Genomic DNA, 20,798 nt, shown 5'->3' with positions numbered 1-20,798 from the left:
TGGCTCAGGCGCGGATCATGAAGATCGGGATCGTCTGCCCCTACTCGTTCGACGTTCCGGGCGGGGTGCAGGGCCACGTCATCGATCTCGCGAAGGCGCTTCTCGCGCGCGGGCACGAGGTCTCGGTGCTCGCGCCGGCGGACGAGGACTCCGACGTCCCGGATTTCGTCGTCCCCGCGGGGAAGGCGCTCGGCATCCCGTACAACGGCTCGGTCGCGCGGCTGCAGTTCGGCCCGGTCTCCTACGCCAGGGTGCGGCGGTGGATCCGTGATGGCGAGTTCGACGTCCTGCATCTGCACGAGCCCGCCGCGCCGAGTCTGTCCCTGCTGGCGCTGAAGGTCGCGGACGGCCCGATCGTGGCGACCTTCCACACCGCGACGACCCGGTCGCGCACGTTGGCGGCGTTCCAGCCGGTGCTGCGGCCGCTGCTGGAGAAGATCACCGCGCGGATCGCGGTGTCGGCGCTGGCCCGCCGGGTCCAGGTCGAGCATGCCGGAGGAGACGCGGTCGAGGTGCCCAACGGCGTCGACGTCGACTTCTTCTCCCGTGCGCTCCCGCTGGACGGCTACCCGCGGGCGGGCGGCACGGTCGGCTTCGTCGGGCGGTACACCGAGCCCCGCAAGGGGATGGGTGTGCTGCTGGAGGCGTTGCGCATGCTGCTGCCGGAGTTCGAGGACCTGCGGATGCTGGTGGTCGGCCGCGGCGACGCGGAGCAGCTCCGGCGCGAGGCCGGCCCGGAACTCGCGTCGCATATCGACCTGCTGGGCCAGGTCGACGACGAGACGAAGGCCCGGGCGCTTCGCAGCGTCGACGTCTACTGCGCGCCGAACACGGGCGGCGAGAGTTTCGGGATGATCCTCACCGAGGCGATGGCGGCGGGCACGCCGGTACTGGCGAGCGGGCTGGACTCGTTCCGCCGGGTTCTCGACGACGGCAAGGCCGGGATGCTGACCGAAACCGGGGACGCGGCCGCGCTGGCCGACGGGTTGCGCGAGCTGCTCGGTGATCCGGCGCGACGGGTGTCGCTGGCCGCGGCCGCGGGGGAGCGGGTCGCGATGTTCGACTGGTCCGTGGTCACCACGCAGGTCCTGCGAGTGTACGAGACGGCGATCGCCGCCGATCCCCGGCGGGTCGGCGCGGGCGAACGCGAGTTCAGCCGGTGACGACGTGGTTGTGGATCGGCGGCCTGGTGGCCGTGATCGTGGTGCTGGGCGGGTTGTTCCTGCTCGCGACGGCGAACCGGCTGGACCGGCTGCATGTCCGGACGGACGCGGGCTGGGCGGCGCTCGACGCGGCCCTCGCGCGGCGCGCCGTCGTCGCCAGGGCGGCCGCCGCGATCCTGGGTGACGAGGAACTGCGCGCGCTGGCCGAACGGGCCGAGCACGCCGGGCGCCCGGATCGCGAAGCCGAGGAAAGTGAACTGACGCTGCGGCTGGCGGGCGTCGATCGGACGACGTTGCCGCCGCCGCTGGCCGAGGAATTGACCGACGCCGAGCACCGCGTCGTCATCGCGCGGCGAGTGCACAACGACGCCGTCCGGGACACCCTGCATCTGCGGCGGCGCCGGAAGGTCCGGTACTTCGGCCTCGCCGGCACCGCCCGGCTCCCGGAATACTTCGAAATCGCCGAACCCGACCTCTGACCCCTCCCGCGTTCAGTCCTCTGGATGCGGTACTTGCGTGTGCAACCACCGCATCCAGAGGACTAAATGCGGTGGTTGCGTGTGCATGGAGCGCATCCAGAGGACGAAATGCGGGAGGATGGGCGCGTGACTGACGAACAGCGGGTACTGGTGGCGGTGTTCGCGACGCCGGTGGCGTCGTTCCTCCTGCGCTACGGCAAGGACCTCGGGTACACGACGGTGTTGCTGGAGCCGGACGGCGCGCGGGCGACCGACGTCGAGAACGGCTTCGAGGCCGTCTCGACGGTGCCGGAACTGGGCTCGGATACCGACGTGGTCGTCACCGACCATGACCGGCCCGAACTCGGCGAGGTGCTCAAGGCCGTCCTCGACCGCCCGGCCCGCTGGGTCGGCGTGCTGGGCAATCCGCGCCACGCCGGTCCGCATGTGTCCGCCCTCAAGGCGCTGGACGTCCCGGAAGACCGGATCGCGCGCGTGCATCGCCCGGTCGGCCTGAACATCGGCTCGCGTACGCCGCCCGAGATCGCCATCGCGACCCTCGCCGGTCTGCTCGCCGACCGGAATGGCCGTCCGGGCGGCTTCGAGTTCTCCTCGCCACGCGTTTAGTCCTCTGGATGCGGTACTCGCGTGTGCGATCACCGCATCCAGAGGACTAAACGCGAGGGGTCAGCGGGCCACGGCTCCTTCCGGCATCGGCTCGAACCGCGCGTGCTTACGGGGGAACGTCGCCGTGCCCGAGGTCAGTGAGCGCAGATCGATCGCGTAGCGCAGCAGTTCCACGGCGGGCACTTCGGCGCGGATGACGGTGCGGCCGCCTTCACCCGATTCGGTGCCGAGAACGCGTCCACGCCGGGACGACAGATCACCCAGCACGGTGCCCAGATGCTCGTCCGGTAGCCGCACCGCCACCTCTTCGAGTGGTTCGAGCAACACGATCTTCGCGGCCGCGGCGGCTTCCTTGAGCGCCAGCGCACCCGCGGTCTGGAACGCCGCGTCCGACGAATCGACACTGTGCGCCTTGCCGTCGACGAGGGTCACCCGGATGTCGATCAGCGGATGGCCGTCGACCAGCCCCCGTTGGGCTTGAGCCCGGACTCCCTTTTCGACACTCGGGATGAACTGGTGGGGCACCGAGCCGCCGACGACCTTGTCCACGAACTCGAAACCCGAACCCCGCGGCAGCGGCTGGACTTCGATGTCGCAGACGGCGAACTGGCCGTGGCCGCCGGACTGCTTGACGTGCCGTCCGTGCCCACGGCCCGGTCCGGCGAAGGTCGAACGCAGGCTGATGCGGACGGGTTCGGTGTCCACGTCGGCGCCGCCCGCCCGCAGCCGTGACAGCACGACGTCGGCGTGCGCCTCGCCCATGCACCACAGCACCAGCTGGTTGGTCTCGGCGTTGCGGTCCAGGCGCAGGGTCGGATCGCCCGCGACCAGCCGGGAGAGGTTGCGCGCCAGCGTGTCCTCGTCGCTGCGCGTCTTCGCGATCACGGCGACCGGCAGCAGCGGCTCCGGCATCGTCCACGGTTTCATGATCAGCGGGTCGTCGGGCGAGGAGACGGTGTCGCCCGTTTCCGCCGAGCCGACCTTCGTGAGCGCGCAGAGGTCGCCCGCGACGCAATACGGGACTTCGCGCAGGTTCGCGCCGAGCGGGGAGTACAGATGTGCGACCCGTTCGTCGGCGTCGTGATCCTCGTGCCCGCGTTCGGCGAGACCGTGGCCCGAGACGTGCACCGGGCGCTCCGGGCGCAATGTCCCGGAGAACACCCGCACCAGTGACACCCGTCCGACGTAGGAGTCGACCGCGGTCCGGACCACCTCGGCCGCCAGCGGGCCGTCGGGATCGGCGCGGAGATGCGCGTGCGGCTCGCCGTCGGGCGAGGTGACCTCCGGCGGGACGTGTTCCAGCGGCGACGGGAAGGCGCGCACGATGCCGTCGAGGACTTCGGCGAGCCCGACGCCGGTCGTCGCGCACACCGGGATCACCGGATGGAAGGACCCGCGGGCGACGGCGGTTTCGAGGTCGGCGATCAGCGTGTCCTCGGCGATCTCCTCACCGGCGAGGTACCGGTCCATCAGGGTCTCGTCCTCGCTCTCGGCGATGACCCCTTCGATCAGTTCGTTGCGGGCCTCGTTCAGCCGGGCGAGATCGGCCTCGTCCGGCTCGCCGATCTTGGGCGGGAAGCCGTCCGAGTAGTCGAAGTAGCGACGCGTGATGAGCCCGACGAGCCCGTCGCGGGCGGGCAGGTACAGCGGCAGGACACCGGCTCCGAAGGCGGCCTGGCAGGCCGCGATCTCACCGGCGGGGTCGGCGCGGTGATGGTCGAGCCGGGAGACGACCACCGCCCTCGGCATCCCGACGGCCGCGCATTCCTCCCAGACCGCGACCGTGGCCGCATCGACGCCTTCTGCTGCGCAGACCACGAAAAGCGCCGCGTCGGCGGCACGGAGCCCGGCCCGCAGTTCCCCGACGAAATCGGCGTACCCGGGGGTGTCGATGAGGTTGATCTTGTGTCCCTGGTGCAGCACCGGCGCGACCGAGAGGCCGACCGACCGCTGCTGCCGGACCGCGGCGGGGTCGTGGTCGCAGACCGTGGTGCCCTCGACGACGGAGCCCGCCCGCGTCACCGTGCCGGACGCGGCGAGCAGCGCTTCGGCGAGCGTCGTCTTGCCGGATCCCGACGGGCCGACCAGTACCACGTTGCGTACTTTCGCCGGGTCGTCCACAGCGACGGCGGCCCCGGAGTCTCCGTTCTTGCTCTGTTTTTCGGCCATGCCGGTCTCCTCACCAGACGACGCCGGGTACAGGTGTGTCCTCGATCACACACCCGCGACCGCCGTCGCGGCAAGGCGACCGGCGAGGGAACCCCCGAATGTCGACCCGTCGCTATGCTCGATGGCGGACACCCGGAGGCGAATCCGACCGAATCCGAGGGTGGGGGATGAGCGATGGAGCTCGACAGGCGGACGGTGTTGAGGCTGGCAGGCGCGGTTCCGGCGATGGCGGTGGTCCCCGGCCCCGAGGGCGGGGACGAGTGGGAGCGGCTGCGCGCCCGGCTGGCGGGCCCGCTGTTCCGGCCCGGCGAGCCGGGGGACGACGAAGCACGGCTCGGGTTCTTCTCGCTGTACGACCACCGGCTGCCCGCCGGTGTCGCGGTCTGCGCGAACGAGGACGATGTCCGGCGCTGTGTCGATTTCGCGGCGCGGCATCAGGTACCGATCGCGGCACGCTCCGGCGGTCACAGCTACGCCGGATACTCCATAGTGGACAGAGGGCTCATCGTCGATCTGTCCCGCCTTTCCTCGGTCGAGATCCTGCCGGGCGGCCGGGCGGCGATCGGCGCGGGCGCGGTACTCGGCCAGGTGTACGAGGCTTTGGCGGCGGCGGGCCGCGCGTTGCCGGCCGGCAGCTGTCCGGCGGTCGGCATCGCCGGGCTGACCCTCGGCGGCGGGATCGGTGTACTGGCCCGTAAGTACGGCTTGACCTGCGACAGCGTGGAATCCGTGCGGTTCGTCGGCGCGGACGGGAAACTGCGCCTCGTGTCGGCGGAGACGGCGCCGGATCTGCTGTGGGCATTGCGCGGCGGTGGCGGCGGCAACTTCGGCATCGTCACGTCGTTCACCTTCAGGACGGCGGCTGCGCGGACGCTGACCAACTTCGCGCTGACCTTCCCGCCCGCGGTGCTCGCCGACCTCGTCGCGGCATGGCAGGAGTGGCAACCCGCGATGCCGGACGAACTGTGGGCCGGGATGGGCCTCGGCGCGACCGTCGCGAACTGTGGCGGTTGTTTCGTGGGCTCCGCCGCGCAGGTGAACCCCTTACTCGACGACCTCGTCCGCCGCGTCGGCACTCAGCCGACCAAGCGCGAAGTGACCGAGCAGGGCCATCTGGCCTCGATGCGCGCCTTCGCCGAGGAGGCCGGGTTCCCGGCCGCGGCCCGTGAGCGGGCGGATTATGTGGCCACTTCGAGAATCCTCACTCGTCCGGTGCCGGACACCGACGCGCTCGCCTCGCTGCTGACCAGCGATCCGGATCTGTACACGATCTTCGACGCCTATGGCGGGGCGATCGCGCGGGTGCCGTCGAGCGAATCGTGTTTCCCGCATCGGGACGCGCTCGGAAGCATCCAGGTGATCCGCGGTACGAGTGATGGCGAGGCTCGGGCGCGGCAGGTGATCGGCCAGGTCAGGGACGAACTCGGCCGGGAGCTGGGGCAGGCGGGCTACGTCAACTACATCGACCCGGAGATGCCGCACTGGGCGAAGGCGTACTACGGCGAGAGCCTGCCGGGGCTGCGGCGGGTGGCGCGGAAGTACGACCCGGATGGCCTTTTCGCCTTCGAGCAGGGCCTGGCGCGCTAGGTCTCGTCGCATTTCGTCCTCTGGATGCGGTAGTTGCCCGCGCAACCACCGCATCCAGAGGACCAAATGCGGGCCACGTCACTCAGTGGACTGCTGAAATCGTCGCGAACTGGCCTGCTTGAGAGGTCCAAAAGCGGCCTACCCTCGGAAGGGTCACCCTCCTCGCGCGCTTTCCGAAAGGTCCAGCAGTGTCTGACGACTCCACGAACACGGCCACCACCTCGCTCACCGGCACCGCCCGGGTCAAGCGCGGGATGGCGGAGATGCTCAAGGGCGGTGTGATCATGGACGTGGTCACCGCCGAGCAGGCGAAGATCGCCGAAGACGCCGGTGCCGTCGCGGTGATGGCACTCGAGCGGGTCCCCGCGGACATCCGCGCGCAGGGCGGCGTCGCGCGGATGAGCGACCCCGACCTGATCGACGGCATCATCGAGGCCGTCTCGATCCCGGTCATGGCGAAGGCCCGCATCGGCCACTTCGTCGAGGCCCAGCTGCTGCAGTCGCTCGGCGTCGACTACATCGACGAGTCCGAGGTGCTGACCCCGGCCGACTACGAGAACCACATCGACAAGTGGGCTTTCACCGTCCCCTTCGTCTGTGGTGCCACCAACCTCGGCGAGGCGCTGCGTCGGATCAACGAGGGCGCGGCGATGATCCGCTCCAAGGGTGAGGCGGGCACCGGCGACGTCTCGAACGCGACGACGCACATGCGCAAGATCCGCGCGGAGCTGCGTCGCCTCTCCTCGCTGCCCGAGGACGAGCTTTACGTCGCGGCGAAGGAACTCCAGGCTCCGTACGACCTCGTCAAGGAGGTCGCGGAGAAGGGCAAGCTCCCCGTCGTGCTGTTCACCGCGGGCGGCATCGCAACCCCGGCCGACGCCGCGATGATGATGCAGCTCGGCGCCGAAGGCGTGTTCGTCGGTTCCGGCATCTTCAAGTCCGGCAACCCGGCGCAGCGTGCCGAGGCGATCGTCAAGGCCACCACGTTCTACGACGACCCGGACGTCATCGCGAAGGTTTCGCGGGGTCTGGGCGAGGCCATGGTCGGCATCAACGTCGACGACGTGCCCGAGCCCCACCGTCTTTCCGAGCGCGGCTGGTAGAGCCTCGACACACTGAGAGGCCCCGTGGACTTCTGTTCACGGGGCTTCTCAGCGTCAAGGACCCGGTGCCCTTACGGCCTTCGAGCAGCGAATAAGCGGGAGTAAGGGGTCTATCCGCGCCCGATGTAGGTGATCACCCGATGCCGGAAGGCACCCCTCAGGACGAATCTGGTCATCACCAAACGAGGTAGTGAGTTCCTGAGGGGAAACGATGATGAACAGCAACGACGTTCTGCTCACCGGGGTGCTGGCCGAAGTGGACTACCGGACCGAGCAGATGCTGAAGGCCGGTCGCAGCGTGTGGGTCGAGCGAGCCCGCCGGGCGGGAAAGCGGATCCGCTCGCACCGCGCCGAGGCCCGGGTGTCGGCCCAGTAAGCGCGGAGGAAGAGGTCACGCGGTGGCGAACAGGGCCCGGGCGGCGGAAACGACCTCGTCGGGCCGCTGCTCCGGGATGAGGTGCCCGCAGTCTTCGAGCACCCGGACGCGCAGGTCGTCGGCATAGCGCTCGCCACCGCGCAGGAAGGCCGGCGGCACCAAAACGTCGCGGCCACCGACGAGGATCTCGGTCGGCACACTCAGCCGAAGTTCGCGGTACTGCCTGAGCCGGGGCAGATCGTGGACGACGAACTGCCAGTTCAGTGCCTGGCCCGCTCGCGCGTGGGCGGGCAGACGGCTGTCCTCGGTGAACTCGGAGATCGCGTCGGCCGCCGCGCCCCAGCGGCGAAGCAGGAATCCGGTCAGGCCGGGCCAGTGCCGCAGCACCGCCGGTCCGAGCAGCGGGTACTCCCAGAGCGCGGTGTGCCAGAACCGCCAGGCCTGAGCGCGGATCGCCGTCCGGTCCGGCCACGGATGTGTCATGTTGAGCGCGAGATGGTTCTCGATCCGTTTCGGCGCGCGGAGGCTGAGGAAGAAGCCGGTCCACGCGCCCCAGCCGTGTGAAACGAGCGAAACCCGCTCCAGCCCCAGTGCGTCCAGCAGGCCGATCAGGTCGTCGACGCGGGTGCGCGTGTCGTAGCCGGATTTCGGCGAATCCGACCAGCCGGCGCCCCGGAAGTCCGGGCAGAGCACGCGATGGTGTTCGGCCAAGCCGGGGAGCACGTGGCGCCAGGCGTACCAGTGCTGCGGGAAGCTGTGCAGCATCAGCACCGGCGTGCCGGTACCCGCCTCGGCGACGTGCAGCCGGAGACCGGCGACGTCCACGAACCGGTGCTTCACTCCTGCTACTTCGGGGAACGGTCTCATCGGTGCGTCCTTTCCTGCGGAGTCCTCGATCGGGAGAGGAGCGGCGGGGCGAGTACGTTCCCGGCGAAAGTGTGACCTGGATCCCGGGAACCATCCGGGGCCCGCCGTCCTCTATCAGCCGGAACCCCGCGAGGTGAGGAGGCGAATGGCCGGACTCGACGAGCTCGTGCGTGCCGCCCAGCGCGGCGACGCGCTCGCCATGCAGGAACTGCTCGGCCTGCTCACGCCTTACGTGGGGCGGTTGTGCGGCCCGATCGCGCTGGACGACGGACCCGACGCCGCCCAGGAGGCGCTGATCGCGATCTTCCGGAATCTGCCGCGGCTCGCCGAGCCCGCGGCGGTCTTCGGCTGGGCACGCGCGATCGCCGTCCGCGAAGCCGTGCGGGTGGCGAAACGGTCCCGCCGCGCCGTCCCCGCCGAACTCGCCGAAGTCCCGGCCGCCGGCGATCCGGAGCTCGCCGTCGACATCCGCGACGTGCTCGACCGGCTGAGCCCCGAACACCGCGCGGTGCTGGTGCTCCGTGACATCGAAGGCCTCGACGAGCAGACGGCGGGGGAAGTGCTGCGGGTGCCCGCCGGCACGGTGAAGTCGCGGCTTTCCCGCGCCCGCAAGAGTTTCCGAAAGGAGTGGAGCCGATGAGCTGGCCGGTCACCGAACTCGACGCGGTCGCCCGGATGCGGGTGCTCGCCGCGGCCCTGCCCGGCGCGTTCATCACCGAGGCCGTGCTCGACGCGCCCTTCGACCGGGTCTGGGCGGTGGCCGCGGATCTGGAAAACGAGCTGCCACGACTGCTGCGCACCGTCCGCTCGGTGCGGATCATCCGTGATGACGGCGAAGACCAGGTCGCCGACATCACGGGTCACTTCGGGCTGCGGGACTCCTTCGACGTCGTCCTGCGGTCCGGCTGGTGCGTGATGCAGAGCGGCCGGGTGGTCGGCGGGATGGCCGCTGTCGCCGAAGGTTCAGGGACCCGCTTCGCGTTCCTCGGCGCGCTCCGCGTCCCGGGCACTCGAACGCTCGGCCCCGTCCTGCGCCGAGCCGGGCGGCCGCTCGGTCGCGGCATGCACGCCCGCCTCCGCGAGCGCGTGGCCGAAGGATGACGCGGCTGTCCGATGCGCCTCGCATGGGACGATCAACGTCTCAAGCGTGGCGCTCGCGATCTTCCTGGCGGGAGGGGAGAGCGGCGACCGCGGTTCGGCGAACAAGGAGGAAACGGTGGCATTGCCGGCACGGCGGCCGTTGGTACTCGACGGAGGACTGTCCAACCAGCTGGCCGCGGCGGGATGCGATCTCAGCGGCGCGCTGTGGTCGGCGAGACTGCTGCTGGAGGATCCCGGCACCATCGTCGCCGCACACGAGGCCTACTACTCGGCAGGCGCGGACATCGCGACGACCGCGAGCTACCAGGTCAGCTTCGAGGGGTTCTCCGCCGCCGGCATCGACGAGGGAACGACGGCGGCCATGCTGCGGCGCAGTGTCGAACTCGCCAGGGTCGCGGCGGAACGGGCCTCCCTCGATCGAGAGTTGTGGGTGGCCGCGTCGGTCGGGCCCTATGGCGCGATCTCCGCGGACGGGGGCGAATACCGGGGCCGCTACGGTCTGCAGAAGGCCGAACTCGCGGCGTTTCACCGGCGGCGGCTCGATGTCCTGGTCGCCGCGGAGCCGGACTTCCTCGCCGTGGAGACGATCCCGGATCTCGACGAGGCCCTCGTACTCGCCGAACTCGTCGACGAATACGACGTTCCCGCCTGGCTTTCCTACACGGTGGACGGTGCGCGCACGCGGGCCGGACAGCCGCTCGCCGAAGCCTTCGCGGTCGCCGCCGGTGCGAAACGGATCATCGCCACGGGAATGAACTGCAGTCCCGCCCCGGACGTCGACGCGGCGATCGCACTGGCGGTGGAGGAATCCGGGAAACCCGCCGTGGTCTATCCCAACAGCGGGCAGACGTGGGACGCCGCCGCCCGGGCCTGGCGAGGCGAGCCGACCTTCGATCCCGGCAGGGTGAACGGCTGGATCGACCAGGGGGCGCGGTTGCTCGGTGGCTGCTGCCAGGTGGGCCCGGACCAGATCCGGACGCTGGCGAAGGTGATCGGCTCGATCGACCGTCCGGATCGGCCGGTGAGCACCGTCCGGGACGCCTGAACCGGAGGGCACGCCCGAGAGAACGTGCTCCGGCACCGGTGGGCAAGCTACCGGGATGGACATAGACGACGTACGCGCGCGGCTGGTCGGGAGATTCGGTCCCGACGCCGAGGCGTGGCTGGCGGAGGTTCCGGCACTCGCGGCGAGTCTGGCCTCGCGGTGGGGTTTCGCGCTCGGGGAACTCTTCGAGAGCGGAGCGTCGTCCGTCGTCCTGCGCTGTCGATGGCCCGACGGCACACCCGCCGTGCTCAAGCTCAGCCCGGACAAGACCTTGCTGGCCGGCCAGGTCGAAATGCTGCGCGTCTTCACGGAATCGGGCCGGGTTCCGGCCTTGCTGGCCGCCGACGCGGAGGCCGGGGCGATGGTGTTGGAAGAGATCTTGCCCGGCACCGTCGCCGAAGATCTGCCGCGGGCTTCCCTGCCGGGACAATGGGGTGAGCTGCTCGCCGCGCTGCATTCGGTACCCGTGCCGCCGCGGTGGCGGTCGGATCTGCGCGGCCGGTTCGAGGAGTCCTTCACCCGCATCGGCCGGAGGCTCTCCGAACCGGCCATCGCCGCGCGGATCGACGAGGGCACCTGGCAGCGGGCCATCCGGCGATGCGAGACGTTGCTGGACACCCAGTCCACGAAGGTGTTGCTGCACGGTGATCTCCATCCCGGCAACGTCCTGGACGGTGGCCCGTCACGCGGTCTCGTCGCGATCGACCCGAAGGCGTGCGTGGGTGATCCGTGTTTCGACGCCGTCGACTACGTGGTGGGCGGCGCCGGGCATGAGGGTGTCGAGGCTCGTTGCCAGGTGGTGGCGGCCGCGTGCGGACTCGACGGGGACCGGCTTTTCGCCTGGAGCCGCGTGATCGCGCCCATGTTCGTCATCGCGCACCTGACCTACGGCGGTCCGGAGGGGGCGCTCGACGAACTACTCGCGTTGGCTCGCCCCGACCGCTCGGCGATTCGCCCGAACGGATGACGCCCACGCCTGCTCGGCTGTGACACTCTGAGACTGGCTGTCACATCGAAGGGGGCTTCATGAGGATAGGAGAACGCTTTTATCGCTTATTGGGGGAGCCTGCCGCCGAATGGGCGGGGGTGGATCTCCCGCTCGGCCCGCCGCAGGCACGGCGGCTTTTCGCCCTGTTGCTCATCCAGGCGGGGCAACTGGTCTCCTCCGACCGGATCATCGACGAACTCTGGGGTGCCGCTCCGCCGGCATCGGCGAAGGTGCAGGTCCAGGGCCTGATCTCCGGACTTCGCCGGAATCTGCGGTCACCGCTGGGGGACCAGCCGATCCTGACCAGGGGCGCGGCGTACCTTCTCGACGTGCGGCCGGAGGAGACCGACACCGGCCTGTTCACCCGGCTGGCCGCTGAAGGCCGCGAACTGCTCATGCGCCAATGCCATCATGAGGCCGCGCAGCGTCTCCGGGAGGCGCTCGCGCTGTGGCGCGGGCCGGTGCTCGCCGGGGTCCCCGCCGCCGCCGAGGTCATCGCGCGCTGGGAGGACCAGCGGCTTTCCGTGCTGGAGGACCGGATCGAGGCCGAACTCGGACTCGGCGAGCACGACCGCCTGGTGCCCGAACTGCGCGACAATCTCGCCACGGCCCCATTCCGCGAGCGGACCTGCGGGCAGTTGATGATCGCGCTCGCCAGGGCGGGCCGGGCGGCCGAGGCACTCGACGTCTACGGGAAATGGCGCCAGGGGCTGGTCGACGAACTGGGCATCGAACCGTCCCCGGCGATCCGCGCGCTGCACGGCGAGATCCTGCGTGACAGCCCGGGTGTGACCGCGTGCCACCACCCCGCGTACCGGGAATCCGTGGTGCCGAGCCAGTTGCCGCCCGGTATCCCGGATTTCGTCGGCCGCGACGCGCTCGTCGCGGACCTGCTGGCGGAACTGACCCCGGACGAGGAGCGCGAGACACCGCGTGTCCTGCTGCTCACCGGCGCGGGCGGGATCGGTAAGTCGTCGTTGGCGATCCGGCTCGCGCATCAGGTCGCCGAGGCGTACCCGGACGGCACGCTCTTCGCCTCCTTGCGCGGCACCACGAACGAACCTCGCCCACCGGAGGCCGTCCTCGCCGGCTTCCTGCGCGCGTTCGGTGTCCCCGCCGACGCCGTCCCCGCCGACGTCGACGAAAGCGCCTGCCTGTTCCGCAGCCTGGTCCACGGGCGCCGGGTCCTGCTGGTCCTCGACGACGCCGCCGGTGAGGCCCAGCTGCGGCCACTGCTTCCCGCGGGCGGAGGCTGCGCGGTGCTCGTGACCAGCCGGTTCGCCTTGGACGGCCTTGAGATCGGCCGCCCGGTCCCGGTCGACGTCCTGCCGTCCGCCGACGCGGCCGCGTTGCTCGCGAGGCTCACCGAGTCCGGCGAGTTCGACGAGGATTCCGTTGCCGCCCAACAGGTCCTCGAATACTGCGGTGGTCTTCCGCTGGCACTGCGGATCGTCGGGAGCAGGATCGGCGACCGGTCCGGCTGGAGACTCGCCGACGTCGCCGTCGAACTGTCCGTCGAACGGCGACGGCTCGACTGGCTCCGCACCGGGGACCTCGCCGTCCGCAGCAGCCTTTCCCTCGGATACCGGCAGCTGGCGCCGGACCGGCAGCGCCTCTTCCGCAGGCTGGGTCTCCTGCCGACGGCCGACTTCCCCGCCTGGGCGGCCGCGCTGGCGGACGGCGGCGAGCCCGATCGCGTCGACGGCGCGCTCGAAGACCTGCGGCACCGGCACATGATCCAGCCGATTTCCCGCGACAGCGGCACTCCTCGCTACCGGGTGCACGAACTGCTGCGCGCGTTCGCCGTCGAGGAAGTCGGCGCCGAGCCGGAAAGGGAGCGCGCGGAAGCCGTCGAACGGGTGCTCGGCGGGTGGCTTTGGCTCGCGGAGAAGGCCGCGGCCCGGCTGCCGGGCAGTGTGCTCCGGCCTGAACCCGGTACGGCGGCCCGTACCGCGCTCGACGAAACGCCCGTGGCCGAACCGCTTTCGTGGTTCCAGAGCGAGCTTCACTCGCTGGAAGCCGCCGTCTCGCAAGCGGCGGCCGCCGGATTGGGGGAACTGGCCTGGGAAATCGCCGTGGTCGCCGCGTCTTATTTCGACCACAGTGGACTGTACGCGGAATGGTCGCGATGCCACCGGCGCGCGCTCGCGGCGGCAAGGACGTCGGGCTGCGCACGCGGGGAAGCCGCGCTGCTGCGCGGAATCGGCCAGATCCACCTGTACTGGGACGACTACCCGGAGGCGACCAGGACGCTCACCGAGTCGTACCGGATCAGCGAACGCATCGGCGATCCCGCCGGGCGGGCCAGGGCGCTGACCGGGCTCTGCGTCGTCGCCCGGTCGACCGGGCGGCCCGGGGAATCGCGGGAGACCGCCAAGCGCGCGCTGGCGATCTTCACCGAGATCGGCGACGTCCTCGGCATGGCGCATCTCCACACGTCGTACGCCGTCGCGAGCGCCGACCTCGACCTGCTCGACGAAGCCGAGGCCGAACTGGACGAGGCCTGGCGGCTCTGCGTCGAACTCGACGATCCGCACCGGATGGCGCTCGTCCTGCGCAGGCAAGGACAACTGCACCTGCGGCGCCGGGACCCGAGAGTCGCGATGTCCTGTCTGCGCCGTGCGCTCGACCTGCTCGAATCGCTGTCGGACGAGCTTTGCGCGGCGCAGGTCCGGCTCGACATCGGCCGCACCTACACGACGCTGGGCCAGCGTCAGGCCGCCGCGAAGGTGCTGACCGGCGCGTCCTCGCGGTTCACCGGGGCGGGCAACCGCAGCAGCGCGGCCGCCTGCGCGCGTCTGCTCGGCACCCTGACCGGCGCCTGACCGCCCGCTGTCTGAAGAGCCGGCTGGTGTCATCCGAGTACGCCACGACCCCAGGCGGCCGTGGCGTAGTCGGCGAAGTCCATCGGGTCGCGGCCGAGCACAGCGGCGACGTCCGGGCTCACCGGCTCGTGCTCGCCGCGCCGGATCCTGTCGAACACCATCGCCAGCAGTTTCGCCCAGCTCTCCGGGACCCCGGCGGCTTCCTGCTCCTTGAGGAACTCGTCTTCGGTGACGTCGGTGAACGTCACTTTCCGCCCGCAGGCTCTGGCGATCTCCGCCGCCGCGTCACCGAAGCTCAACGACCGTGGGCCGGTGAGCTCATAGGTCTTCCCGGTGTGGCGGGGATCGGTGAGCGCCGCCACGGCGACCGCGGCGATGTCGGTGGCGTCGATGAAAGGCTCTCGCCCGTCGCCGGTCGGCACGCGCAGGTCCCCGGCGAGCACGTAGTCACGGAACTGGCCGAGGTCGAAGTTCTGGTTGAACCAGCTCGGCCGGAGGATCGTCCAGTCCACGCCGGACTCGCGGACCGCGTGCTCGACGTCCAGCAGCTCCGGCAGCCCGTACTCCTCGATGCCGCGCCCGGACAGCGCGACCAGGCGGCGTACGCCGCGCTCTACGGCGAACCGGATGAACGGCCGGGCCCCGGTGACATCGTCGTCCGGCAACGCCAGGTAGACCGCGTCGGCGCCGGTCACCGCCGCGGCCCACGTGGACTCGTCGGTCCAGTCGAAGCGCACCTCGCCAGAGCGGGACGCGGGCCGCACCCGGTGCCCTGCCGCACGCAGGCCGGTAACCACGTGGCGGCCGGTCTTGCCGGTGCCGCCGAGAACCAAGGTCGTTGTTGTCATGAGATCCAGTCAACCGCCGGGGGAGTAGACAGAACATCATTGATCTGCTCGATTGCATGTCCATTCGTCTACGCTGTCGTCATGGATCCTTTCGCCGATCTGGTTCGCGGCGTCCGTGCCGACGGTGCCCTGCTGGGTCACTCGGTACTCACACCGCCCTGGTCGGTGCGTTATGTGCACGAGGCCGAGCTGACCCTCTGCGCGGCTCTGGAGGGGTCCAGCTGGGTGCTGCCCGTCGACGGCGAGCCGGTGCGGCTCGCTCCCAACGCGATGGCCGTGGTCCGCGGGCCGGAGCCGTTCGTGGTCGCCGACGAACCAGGCCGTCAGCCCGTCGCGACCGTGCGCCGGGGTGAGCTGTGCACGGTCGCTCCGTCCGGCGAGTTCCGGGTGGACAGCGCCGCCCCCGCCCCTCTGGTCACCGGTGATGGCGCCACCCTCGTGGTCGGCGCGTACCGGGCGCCGGGCGAGGTGGGCAGGCGGCTGCTGGATGCGCTTCCCCCGGCGCTGGTGGTATCGGGCGAGTCCGTGCCGTTTCCGGAACTGAAGCTGTTCGTCGACGAGGTGTGCTCGCTCGAACCCGGGCAGCAGGTCGTCCTGGACCGGCTGCTGGATCTTCTTCTGGTGTGCACGCTGCGGGCTTGGTTCGCGCACGAGGACACCGAGCCGCCTGCGTGGTTCTCCGCGCTCGGCGACCCGATGATCGGGCCGGTGCTGCGGGCCATGCACGCCGAGCCGGGCCGTCCGTGGACGGTGGTCACCCTGGCCAAGGTCGCCGGCGCGTCCAGGGCGGCGTTCGCGCGGCGGTTCACCGCGCTGGTCGGCGAGCCGCCCCTGGCTTACTTGACCGGCTGGCGGATGACGCTGGCCGCCGACCTGCTGCGCAGGCAGGATACGCCGGTGGCGTCGGTGGCGAGCCAGGTCGGCTACGCGGACGGCTTCGCCTTCAGTGCGGCATTCAAACGAGTCCGCGGCGTGAGCCCGAGCGTCTACCGCGCGGGCTGAGCCGTGCCGGCGCCGGATTCTCGGCGGTCGCCGTCAGGCAGGACGCCCGGCTTCGGCCAGTGCGCGTTCCCGTACTTCCCGCACGACGAGGGAGTGGGTGAACGCGGACGACACCGCGCTCAGCCAGGCGCCTTCCTCCCGCACGCCGGGATGTGCCACCTCCGGGCCGTTCGGAGGACGCGGCCAGCTGCGGCCCGCCTCGCGCATCACCAGCGCCGCCGCGAGTTCGGCGGCGGCGCGCGTGGGTTCGTCGACCGGGGCCCGCAGCCAGTCGCCGAGCTGGGGCGGAACGTGGGCCCGCAGCGCGAGGAGACCGTCACGGATCTCGATCACCCTGCGGTACAACGTGAACTCGAGATCGTGGCGCGCGGGCAGCGCGATCTGCGGATGGGCGGCGACGAGTTCCTTCCACAACGGTGTCACCGCCCGGATCCCTCGCCACGCGCGCGTCAGCCGGAGCGCGCCGTCCCAGGTGGTGAACAGTCCGCCGAGGACCCACAGCACCATCGCGCCGAGTCCGACGAGGCGGGCGCGCGGCATGAAATCGAGGTCCGCGAGGTCGGTGATCTCCAGCCACAGCGAGGGAAGGCCGGAGAACAGCACCCACGCGATGGTCACGACGGCGGCGCAGACCAGGATCCGCAGCCCGGTCCGGAACGTCCCTCGTGGACGGGCAGCGGCGCTGCGGGCCAGCGTGCGCGTGAACATCACCAAGCAGGTGACCCCGTATGTCGTGAGGACCACCTGGTAAGCGACGACGCTCGGACGCCACTGGAACGCGGGCGTGCCCACTTCGAGCCGATGCGGGACGATGTCGACGTAACACAGGGCCATCAGCGCCCAGCACAGCAAGATGGGCCAGAATGGCGTCGGCTTTTCCGGTGACCGGGTACTTCGGACCACCTGGACCAGCGCGCGCATCGCGAGCAGTTGCAGCGCGTTGGTGACCAGCCGCGGGAGCAGGTCGTCGCCGAGCAATCGGACCGTGGCATCGGCGGAAACGGCGAGGCCTGCCGCCATGCTGAGGAAGAACGTGACCAGATGCCTCGGCCCGGCACGAACCGTCAGCAGCCTGGTGATGCCGATCGACGCGAGCAGCGCGGCGGAAAGATAGCTGATCACGAACCGAGGGCGTGGCGCAGCCGGTCGGTTTCCGGCCCGGTGTTCGTGGCTCGGCGCATGAGCAACGACGCGAAGAGTTCAGCCTCCTTCTCCTGCTCCTCCGCGTACGTCGTGCGGCCGAGGACGCGGCGGACCAGGTCCACCGAAAGCGAGGGCGCGACCATCGCGGCGATCGCCTCCGGCCGCACCTCGCCTTCGACGTGCCCGCACAGCAGATGGCCGAGTTCGTGCAGCAGGATGTGCCGCTGGTGCAACGGAGACGTGTCCCGCGTGTAGAACACGTAATCCGCCCGATCGGTGGCCGCGAGCACCCCGCACGGCGCCCCCGGCCGCGCCTCGAGCGCCACCAGCTCGATGGGCCGCCCCCGCATCGCCGCGACCTCGCCGAACAACGTGGCGACGTCGAACGGTTCCGGTAGTCGCACGGTGGCCGCGATCCGCTCACATCTGCGCCAGAGCGCACTCTTCCTGCCGAACATGGTTACTCCCCCTGGTCACGCATGGCCTCGCGCCGCTTGATCGCCTCGACGATGTCGGACACGGTGCCGAGCCCCTCCTCGGACAACGTCACCGCGCGCAACGCCAGATTCCGCACGGCGACGTTGCGTAACGCTCCCAGCAACTCGACCTCTTCGGCAAGAGCTCTCCCTTGCTCGTCGTCGAAGAAGTAAGCGGGCGGCACCTGGAAGAACCCCGCGAGCGCTTCGAGGTGCCGTTTGGTCGGGTTGTCCCTACGACCCGTCCGCAGCTGCCAGAGGTAGGTGGCGGAAAACGATTCGCCGGTGCTCTCCCGGCAGGCCCGGGCCACCTCTTCGTGACTGTACTGCTCACCGTCGGGCCGCCGGACCACCTGGAAAAGGCGGTCGATCCGTTCGGTGAGCGTGGTCGCCCGTGGTTCGGTCATCGCCACCTCCGTAAGCTGAAATGAATCTGATCAAGATAGTCGTTCACATGAGTTGACAGGCGAACCGACGCTCCCTTACGGTCATCACGTTAGCTGAGATGAATGACTGAAGGGAGTCAGTCGATTCTGGCTGACGACTCAGAGGGGAGCTCTCATGAAGAAGTTGCTGACCGCGGCCGCCCTGGCGGTGGCCGCGGTGGCCTTGTCGGCGCCGCCCGCTTTCGCCGTGGAGACGGGGGACTTCTACGCCACCGGCATCGGACCGTACCCGAGCGACGCCATCAGCTCGGCGGAAAAGGTCGCCCGCACCTTCGCGCGCAACACCGGCTGGCTGGACTCGCAGTGCTATCGGCGCAGCGCCGACGTCCGGTCACACACGAGCTACTACAGCGCGACCGTCTGGCTCTACTGCCAGCGATGAAATCAAAATCAGGAGGGGAAACCATGAACAGAACGATCGCCCGCGCGACGGGGGCCGCCGTGGTCCTCGCGGGACTCATGACACTCGCACCGGGGGTGGCGAACGCCGAGGAGACCCGCGCGTTCCTCGGGACCACCGTGGAGAAGACGTCGGCCTCGGCCAAGCGGACGGCGTTGGCGCAGGCCTACAACGAGGCCTCCATGTACGGGTTCGCGCAGGAGCGGTGCGTGACCATCCACCTGTACTCGGTGAGGATCAGCTCCGTGATGTACCGGGGTGAAGCCGGGATCCACTGCACGAAGTAGGCCGTGCGGCGGAGCCGAGCCTCCCGCATTTCGTCCTCTGGATGCGGTCCTTGCGCACGCAACTAACGCATTCAGAGGACGAAATGCATGGGGTCAGGGTCGCCAGGGGGTTCGGGGGAGGGCGGGGACCCGGTGACCTCGGTGGCCGGTCATCTCCTCGTTCGCGAACAGCGCGTTGAGCACCGCCTCTTCGGTCGCCTGGACCACGGCTTCGAAGAACGGGTCGAGCCTGCCCCACGGAACGAACCGGAGGTTCTCGTACTCGGCCTCCGTCGTCCGCGGGAACCGGCTGGTCAGCGCGCCGGGGTTCGCCGTGCTGAACGCGAGGAAGAGATCGCCGGAGAAATGCGACCCGGTGGTGCCCGTGCGGGCGAGGCCGAGCGGGACGCGGCGCGCGAGCGACGTGCACTGCCCGGGGAGAAGGGGAGCGTCGGTGCCCACGAGCACGATCACCGATCCCGCGCCCGACGGCGCCGACCAGGCCTCCTCCATCGGATTGTCGGCGCTCAGTTCGAGACCGACCCGCGCACCGGCCACGGTGAGTTCGTGGCGTGAGCCGAAGTTGGCCTGTACCAACACTCCCACGGTGTACTCATCGTCCCCATAGGACACCAGACGCGATGCGGTGCCGGTGCCACCCTTGAAGCCGTAACAGGTCATCCCGGTTCCGCCGCCGACGGAACCCTCCTCGGGCACCCCGCCGCCCGCGGCGTCGATCGCGGCGACGGCGTGTCCACTGTGGATGGTCGGCGCGGTGCTGTCGTTGAGATAGCCGTCCCAGGTCTCGGCGACCACCGGCAGCAGCCATTCTGCCGCCACGTCGGGTCGTTCGCGCACCACCCAGTCGATCACGCCGCGGTGACACGCGCCGACCGCGTGCGTCGAGGTGATCAGCACCGGCAGAGTCAGCGACCCGGTCTCGGCCAGCCAGGCGGTGCCGGTCATCTCGCCGTTGCCGTTGAGGGCGTACGTCCCGGCGGCGCACGGCACGGCGAAGTCCGCACGTCCGCGCGGCAGGACGGCGGTGACCCCGGTGCGCACGGACTCGCCTTCGACGAGCGTCGTGTAACCGATCTCGACGCCGGGGACGTCGGTGAGCGCGTTGTGCTCGCCGGTCCGGCCGGGCAGGGGGACACCCAGGTCGCGGGCGCGGGTCATGACCGTTCCTCCAAGGGGTTCGAGGTGGCGGTGCGGGCGTAGGAGAGCAGCATCGCTTCGGCGGTGGCGGTCTCCAGCGTCGGCACGGCCTGGGTGAGGTGCAGGCCGTAGCCGTCCTCCAGCGCGACGAGGTTCCGCGCGATGGACACCGCGTCCGCGGTCAGGGTGAACTCGCCGGTGGCGGCGCCGGCTTCGAGGATGCCGGTATAGATCCGCACCTGCTGTTCGAAGAGCGCGATGTGGCGTGCCGCGTACACGGGATCCCGGCGGGCGATCGTGCCGAGTTCGTAGAGCAGCACGCAGAGTTCGTCGTCCGGGCCGGTCGGCAGACCGCTGCGGATCATCGAGCGCAGCCGCTCTCCCGGGTCGGTTTTCGCGGCGGCCGCCTGTTCCCTCGCCGAGCAGAAGCGCGCCACCGCCTCCCGCTGTACCTCCTGGAGCAGGTCGGCGAGGGTGGGGAAGTAGTACAGGACCGAGCCCGACGACAGCCCCGCGCCCTCGGCGATGTCCCGTAGCCGCAGGTTCAGGACCCCGCGTTCGACGACGGCGCGCCGCGCCACCTCGATCAGTTCCGCTCGCCGTTCCGGTGCCTTGCTGGGTCTTGCCATGCCCTCATTCTTCGAATCTTGTTCGAAAAACGCAAGAGCTGATCGCGGATAGGTCTTGACGTCACACCGAGAAGAGCCTTTGATGCGTGCTCAACAGTTCTTCGAAGGAGAGTCAAAGAAC

At 70.1% G+C, this 20,798-nt stretch carries 22 protein-coding genes; 14 read left to right on the top strand and 8 right to left on the bottom strand.

All coding sequences use genetic code 11. From position 1 onward, the window contains the following. Window positions 1–17: 17 nt before the first annotated feature. The 3 genes from SD37_RS22790 to SD37_RS22780 all read left to right on the top strand — a co-directional run bounded on the left by SD37_RS22790 (window position 18) and on the right by SD37_RS22780 (window position 2,248). On the top strand, window positions 18–1,163 hold the full coding sequence (locus SD37_RS22790; protein WP_044855082.1) for a glycosyltransferase family 4 protein: 1,146 nt from the start codon (window positions 18–20) through the stop codon (window positions 1,161–1,163). After that, the gene (locus SD37_RS22785) at window positions 1,160–1,642 is read left to right on the top strand and encodes a hypothetical protein (protein WP_044854973.1); all 483 of its coding nucleotides are present in this window, start codon (window positions 1,160–1,162) and stop codon (window positions 1,640–1,642) included. Before SD37_RS22790 ends, SD37_RS22785 begins: the two co-directional genes overlap by 4 nt. Window positions 1,643–1,750: 108 nt before the next feature. Beyond that, entirely contained in the window at window positions 1,751–2,248 is a 498-nt protein-coding gene (locus SD37_RS22780; RefSeq protein WP_044854974.1) for an XdhC family protein, read from the top strand. Between the two features lie 60 nt (window positions 2,249–2,308). On the opposite strand, the gene SD37_RS22775 is transcribed toward SD37_RS22780, so the two are convergent. Then, a complete protein-coding gene (locus tag SD37_RS22775; RefSeq protein WP_065912935.1) occupies window positions 2,309–4,417 on the bottom strand; it encodes an elongation factor G-like protein EF-G2 in 2,109 nt (702 codons plus the stop codon). A gap of 174 nt (window positions 4,418–4,591) precedes the next feature. Between SD37_RS22775 and SD37_RS22770 the strand changes: the two genes are divergently transcribed. The 3 genes from SD37_RS22770 (at window position 4,592) to SD37_RS43215 (ending at window position 7,483) form a co-directional block, all read left to right on the top strand. After that, on the top strand, window positions 4,592–6,004 hold the full coding sequence (locus SD37_RS22770; protein WP_065912934.1) for an FAD-binding oxidoreductase: 1,413 nt from the start codon (window positions 4,592–4,594) through the stop codon (window positions 6,002–6,004). 188 nt (window positions 6,005–6,192) lie between these two features. Continuing rightward, complete coding sequence (gene pdxS / locus SD37_RS22765; RefSeq protein ID WP_034307818.1) at window positions 6,193–7,107, top strand: pyridoxal 5'-phosphate synthase lyase subunit PdxS; 915 nt, start codon at window positions 6,193–6,195, stop codon at window positions 7,105–7,107. 211 nt (window positions 7,108–7,318) lie between these two features. Continuing rightward, window positions 7,319–7,483: a hypothetical protein gene (locus tag SD37_RS43215; RefSeq protein ID WP_167369601.1), complete on the top strand. Its 165-nt coding sequence runs from the start codon at window positions 7,319–7,321 to the stop codon at window positions 7,481–7,483. A gap of 15 nt (window positions 7,484–7,498) precedes the next feature. Here the strand turns inward: SD37_RS43215 and SD37_RS22760 are convergent, their stop codons facing one another. Further along, window positions 7,499–8,350, bottom strand: coding sequence for an alpha/beta fold hydrolase (locus SD37_RS22760; protein ID WP_044854977.1), 852 nt, complete (start codon window positions 8,348–8,350; stop codon window positions 7,499–7,501). 145 nt (window positions 8,351–8,495) lie between these two features. Here SD37_RS22760 and SD37_RS22755 point away from each other — a divergent pair, with 145 nt between their 5' ends. The 5 genes from SD37_RS22755 (at window position 8,496) to SD37_RS22735 (ending at window position 14,309) form a co-directional block, all read left to right on the top strand. Then, entirely contained in the window at window positions 8,496–8,990 is a 495-nt protein-coding gene (locus SD37_RS22755; protein ID WP_044854978.1) for an RNA polymerase sigma factor, read from the top strand. Further along, window positions 8,987–9,451 (top strand): SRPBCC family protein, encoded by a 465-nt coding sequence (locus SD37_RS22750; protein WP_044855083.1) that lies wholly within the window; start codon window positions 8,987–8,989, stop codon window positions 9,449–9,451. Before SD37_RS22755 ends, SD37_RS22750 begins: the two co-directional genes overlap by 4 nt. A gap of 115 nt (window positions 9,452–9,566) precedes the next feature. Next, window positions 9,567–10,496, top strand: a complete 930-nt coding sequence (gene mmuM / locus SD37_RS22745; RefSeq protein ID WP_145926954.1) for a homocysteine S-methyltransferase — start codon at window positions 9,567–9,569, stop codon at window positions 10,494–10,496. 55 nt (window positions 10,497–10,551) lie between these two features. After that, the gene (locus SD37_RS22740) at window positions 10,552–11,463 is read left to right on the top strand and encodes an aminoglycoside phosphotransferase family protein (RefSeq protein ID WP_174567848.1); all 912 of its coding nucleotides are present in this window, start codon (window positions 10,552–10,554) and stop codon (window positions 11,461–11,463) included. A 59-nt stretch (window positions 11,464–11,522) separates the two neighbouring features. After that, a complete protein-coding gene (locus SD37_RS22735; protein ID WP_083255047.1) occupies window positions 11,523–14,309 on the top strand; it encodes an AfsR/SARP family transcriptional regulator in 2,787 nt (928 codons plus the stop codon). A 29-nt stretch (window positions 14,310–14,338) separates the two neighbouring features. On the opposite strand, the gene SD37_RS22730 is transcribed toward SD37_RS22735, so the two are convergent. After that, entirely contained in the window at window positions 14,339–15,157 is an 819-nt protein-coding gene (locus tag SD37_RS22730; RefSeq protein ID WP_145926697.1) for an NAD(P)H-binding protein, read from the bottom strand. An 81-nt stretch (window positions 15,158–15,238) separates the two neighbouring features. Between SD37_RS22730 and SD37_RS22725 the strand changes: the two genes are divergently transcribed. Then, entirely contained in the window at window positions 15,239–16,159 is a 921-nt protein-coding gene (locus SD37_RS22725) for an AraC family transcriptional regulator (protein WP_044854980.1), read from the top strand. A 33-nt stretch (window positions 16,160–16,192) separates the two neighbouring features. Here the strand turns inward: SD37_RS22725 and SD37_RS22720 are convergent, their stop codons facing one another. The 3 genes from SD37_RS22720 to SD37_RS22710 are packed head-to-tail and all read right to left on the bottom strand — an operon-like array spanning window position 16,193 to window position 18,185. After that, window positions 16,193–17,281, bottom strand: a complete 1,089-nt coding sequence (locus SD37_RS22720; protein ID WP_044854981.1) for an MAB_1171c family putative transporter — start codon at window positions 17,279–17,281, stop codon at window positions 16,193–16,195. Further along, window positions 17,278–17,760 carry an ImmA/IrrE family metallo-endopeptidase gene (locus tag SD37_RS22715; protein WP_044854982.1) on the bottom strand — a complete coding sequence of 161 codons (483 nt, stop codon included), beginning with the start codon at window positions 17,758–17,760 and terminating at the stop codon, window positions 17,278–17,280. The genes SD37_RS22720 and SD37_RS22715 overlap by 4 nt, the downstream gene beginning before the upstream one ends. Before the next feature lie 2 nt (window positions 17,761–17,762). Further along, window positions 17,763–18,185, bottom strand: a complete 423-nt coding sequence (locus tag SD37_RS22710) for a helix-turn-helix domain-containing protein (RefSeq protein ID WP_044854983.1) — start codon at window positions 18,183–18,185, stop codon at window positions 17,763–17,765. Between the two features lie 154 nt (window positions 18,186–18,339). Between SD37_RS22710 and SD37_RS22705 the strand changes: the two genes are divergently transcribed. Both SD37_RS22705 and SD37_RS22700 read left to right on the top strand, forming a co-directional pair. Further along, window positions 18,340–18,606: a hypothetical protein gene (locus SD37_RS22705; RefSeq protein ID WP_044854984.1), complete on the top strand. Its 267-nt coding sequence runs from the start codon at window positions 18,340–18,342 to the stop codon at window positions 18,604–18,606. 23 nt (window positions 18,607–18,629) lie between these two features. Further along, window positions 18,630–18,911: a hypothetical protein gene (locus tag SD37_RS22700; RefSeq protein ID WP_044854985.1), complete on the top strand. Its 282-nt coding sequence runs from the start codon at window positions 18,630–18,632 to the stop codon at window positions 18,909–18,911. 93 nt (window positions 18,912–19,004) lie between these two features. Here the strand turns inward: SD37_RS22700 and SD37_RS22695 are convergent, their stop codons facing one another. Both SD37_RS22695 and SD37_RS22690 read right to left on the bottom strand, forming a co-directional pair. Continuing rightward, complete coding sequence (locus SD37_RS22695) at window positions 19,005–20,069, bottom strand: DmpA family aminopeptidase (RefSeq protein WP_044854986.1); 1,065 nt, start codon at window positions 20,067–20,069, stop codon at window positions 19,005–19,007. Next, window positions 20,066–20,677, bottom strand: a complete 612-nt coding sequence (locus SD37_RS22690) for a TetR/AcrR family transcriptional regulator (protein ID WP_044854987.1) — start codon at window positions 20,675–20,677, stop codon at window positions 20,066–20,068. Before SD37_RS22690 ends, SD37_RS22695 begins: the two co-directional genes overlap by 4 nt. Window positions 20,678–20,798 lie beyond the last annotated feature (121 nt).

Origin of the sequence: Amycolatopsis orientalis (genome assembly GCF_000943515.2) — a bacterium.
Taxonomy (GTDB): domain Bacteria; phylum Actinomycetota; class Actinomycetes; order Mycobacteriales; family Pseudonocardiaceae; genus Amycolatopsis; species Amycolatopsis orientalis.
The sequence above is the reverse complement of the archived record's forward strand: the minus strand, read 5'-3'. Positions and strand labels throughout refer to the sequence as shown.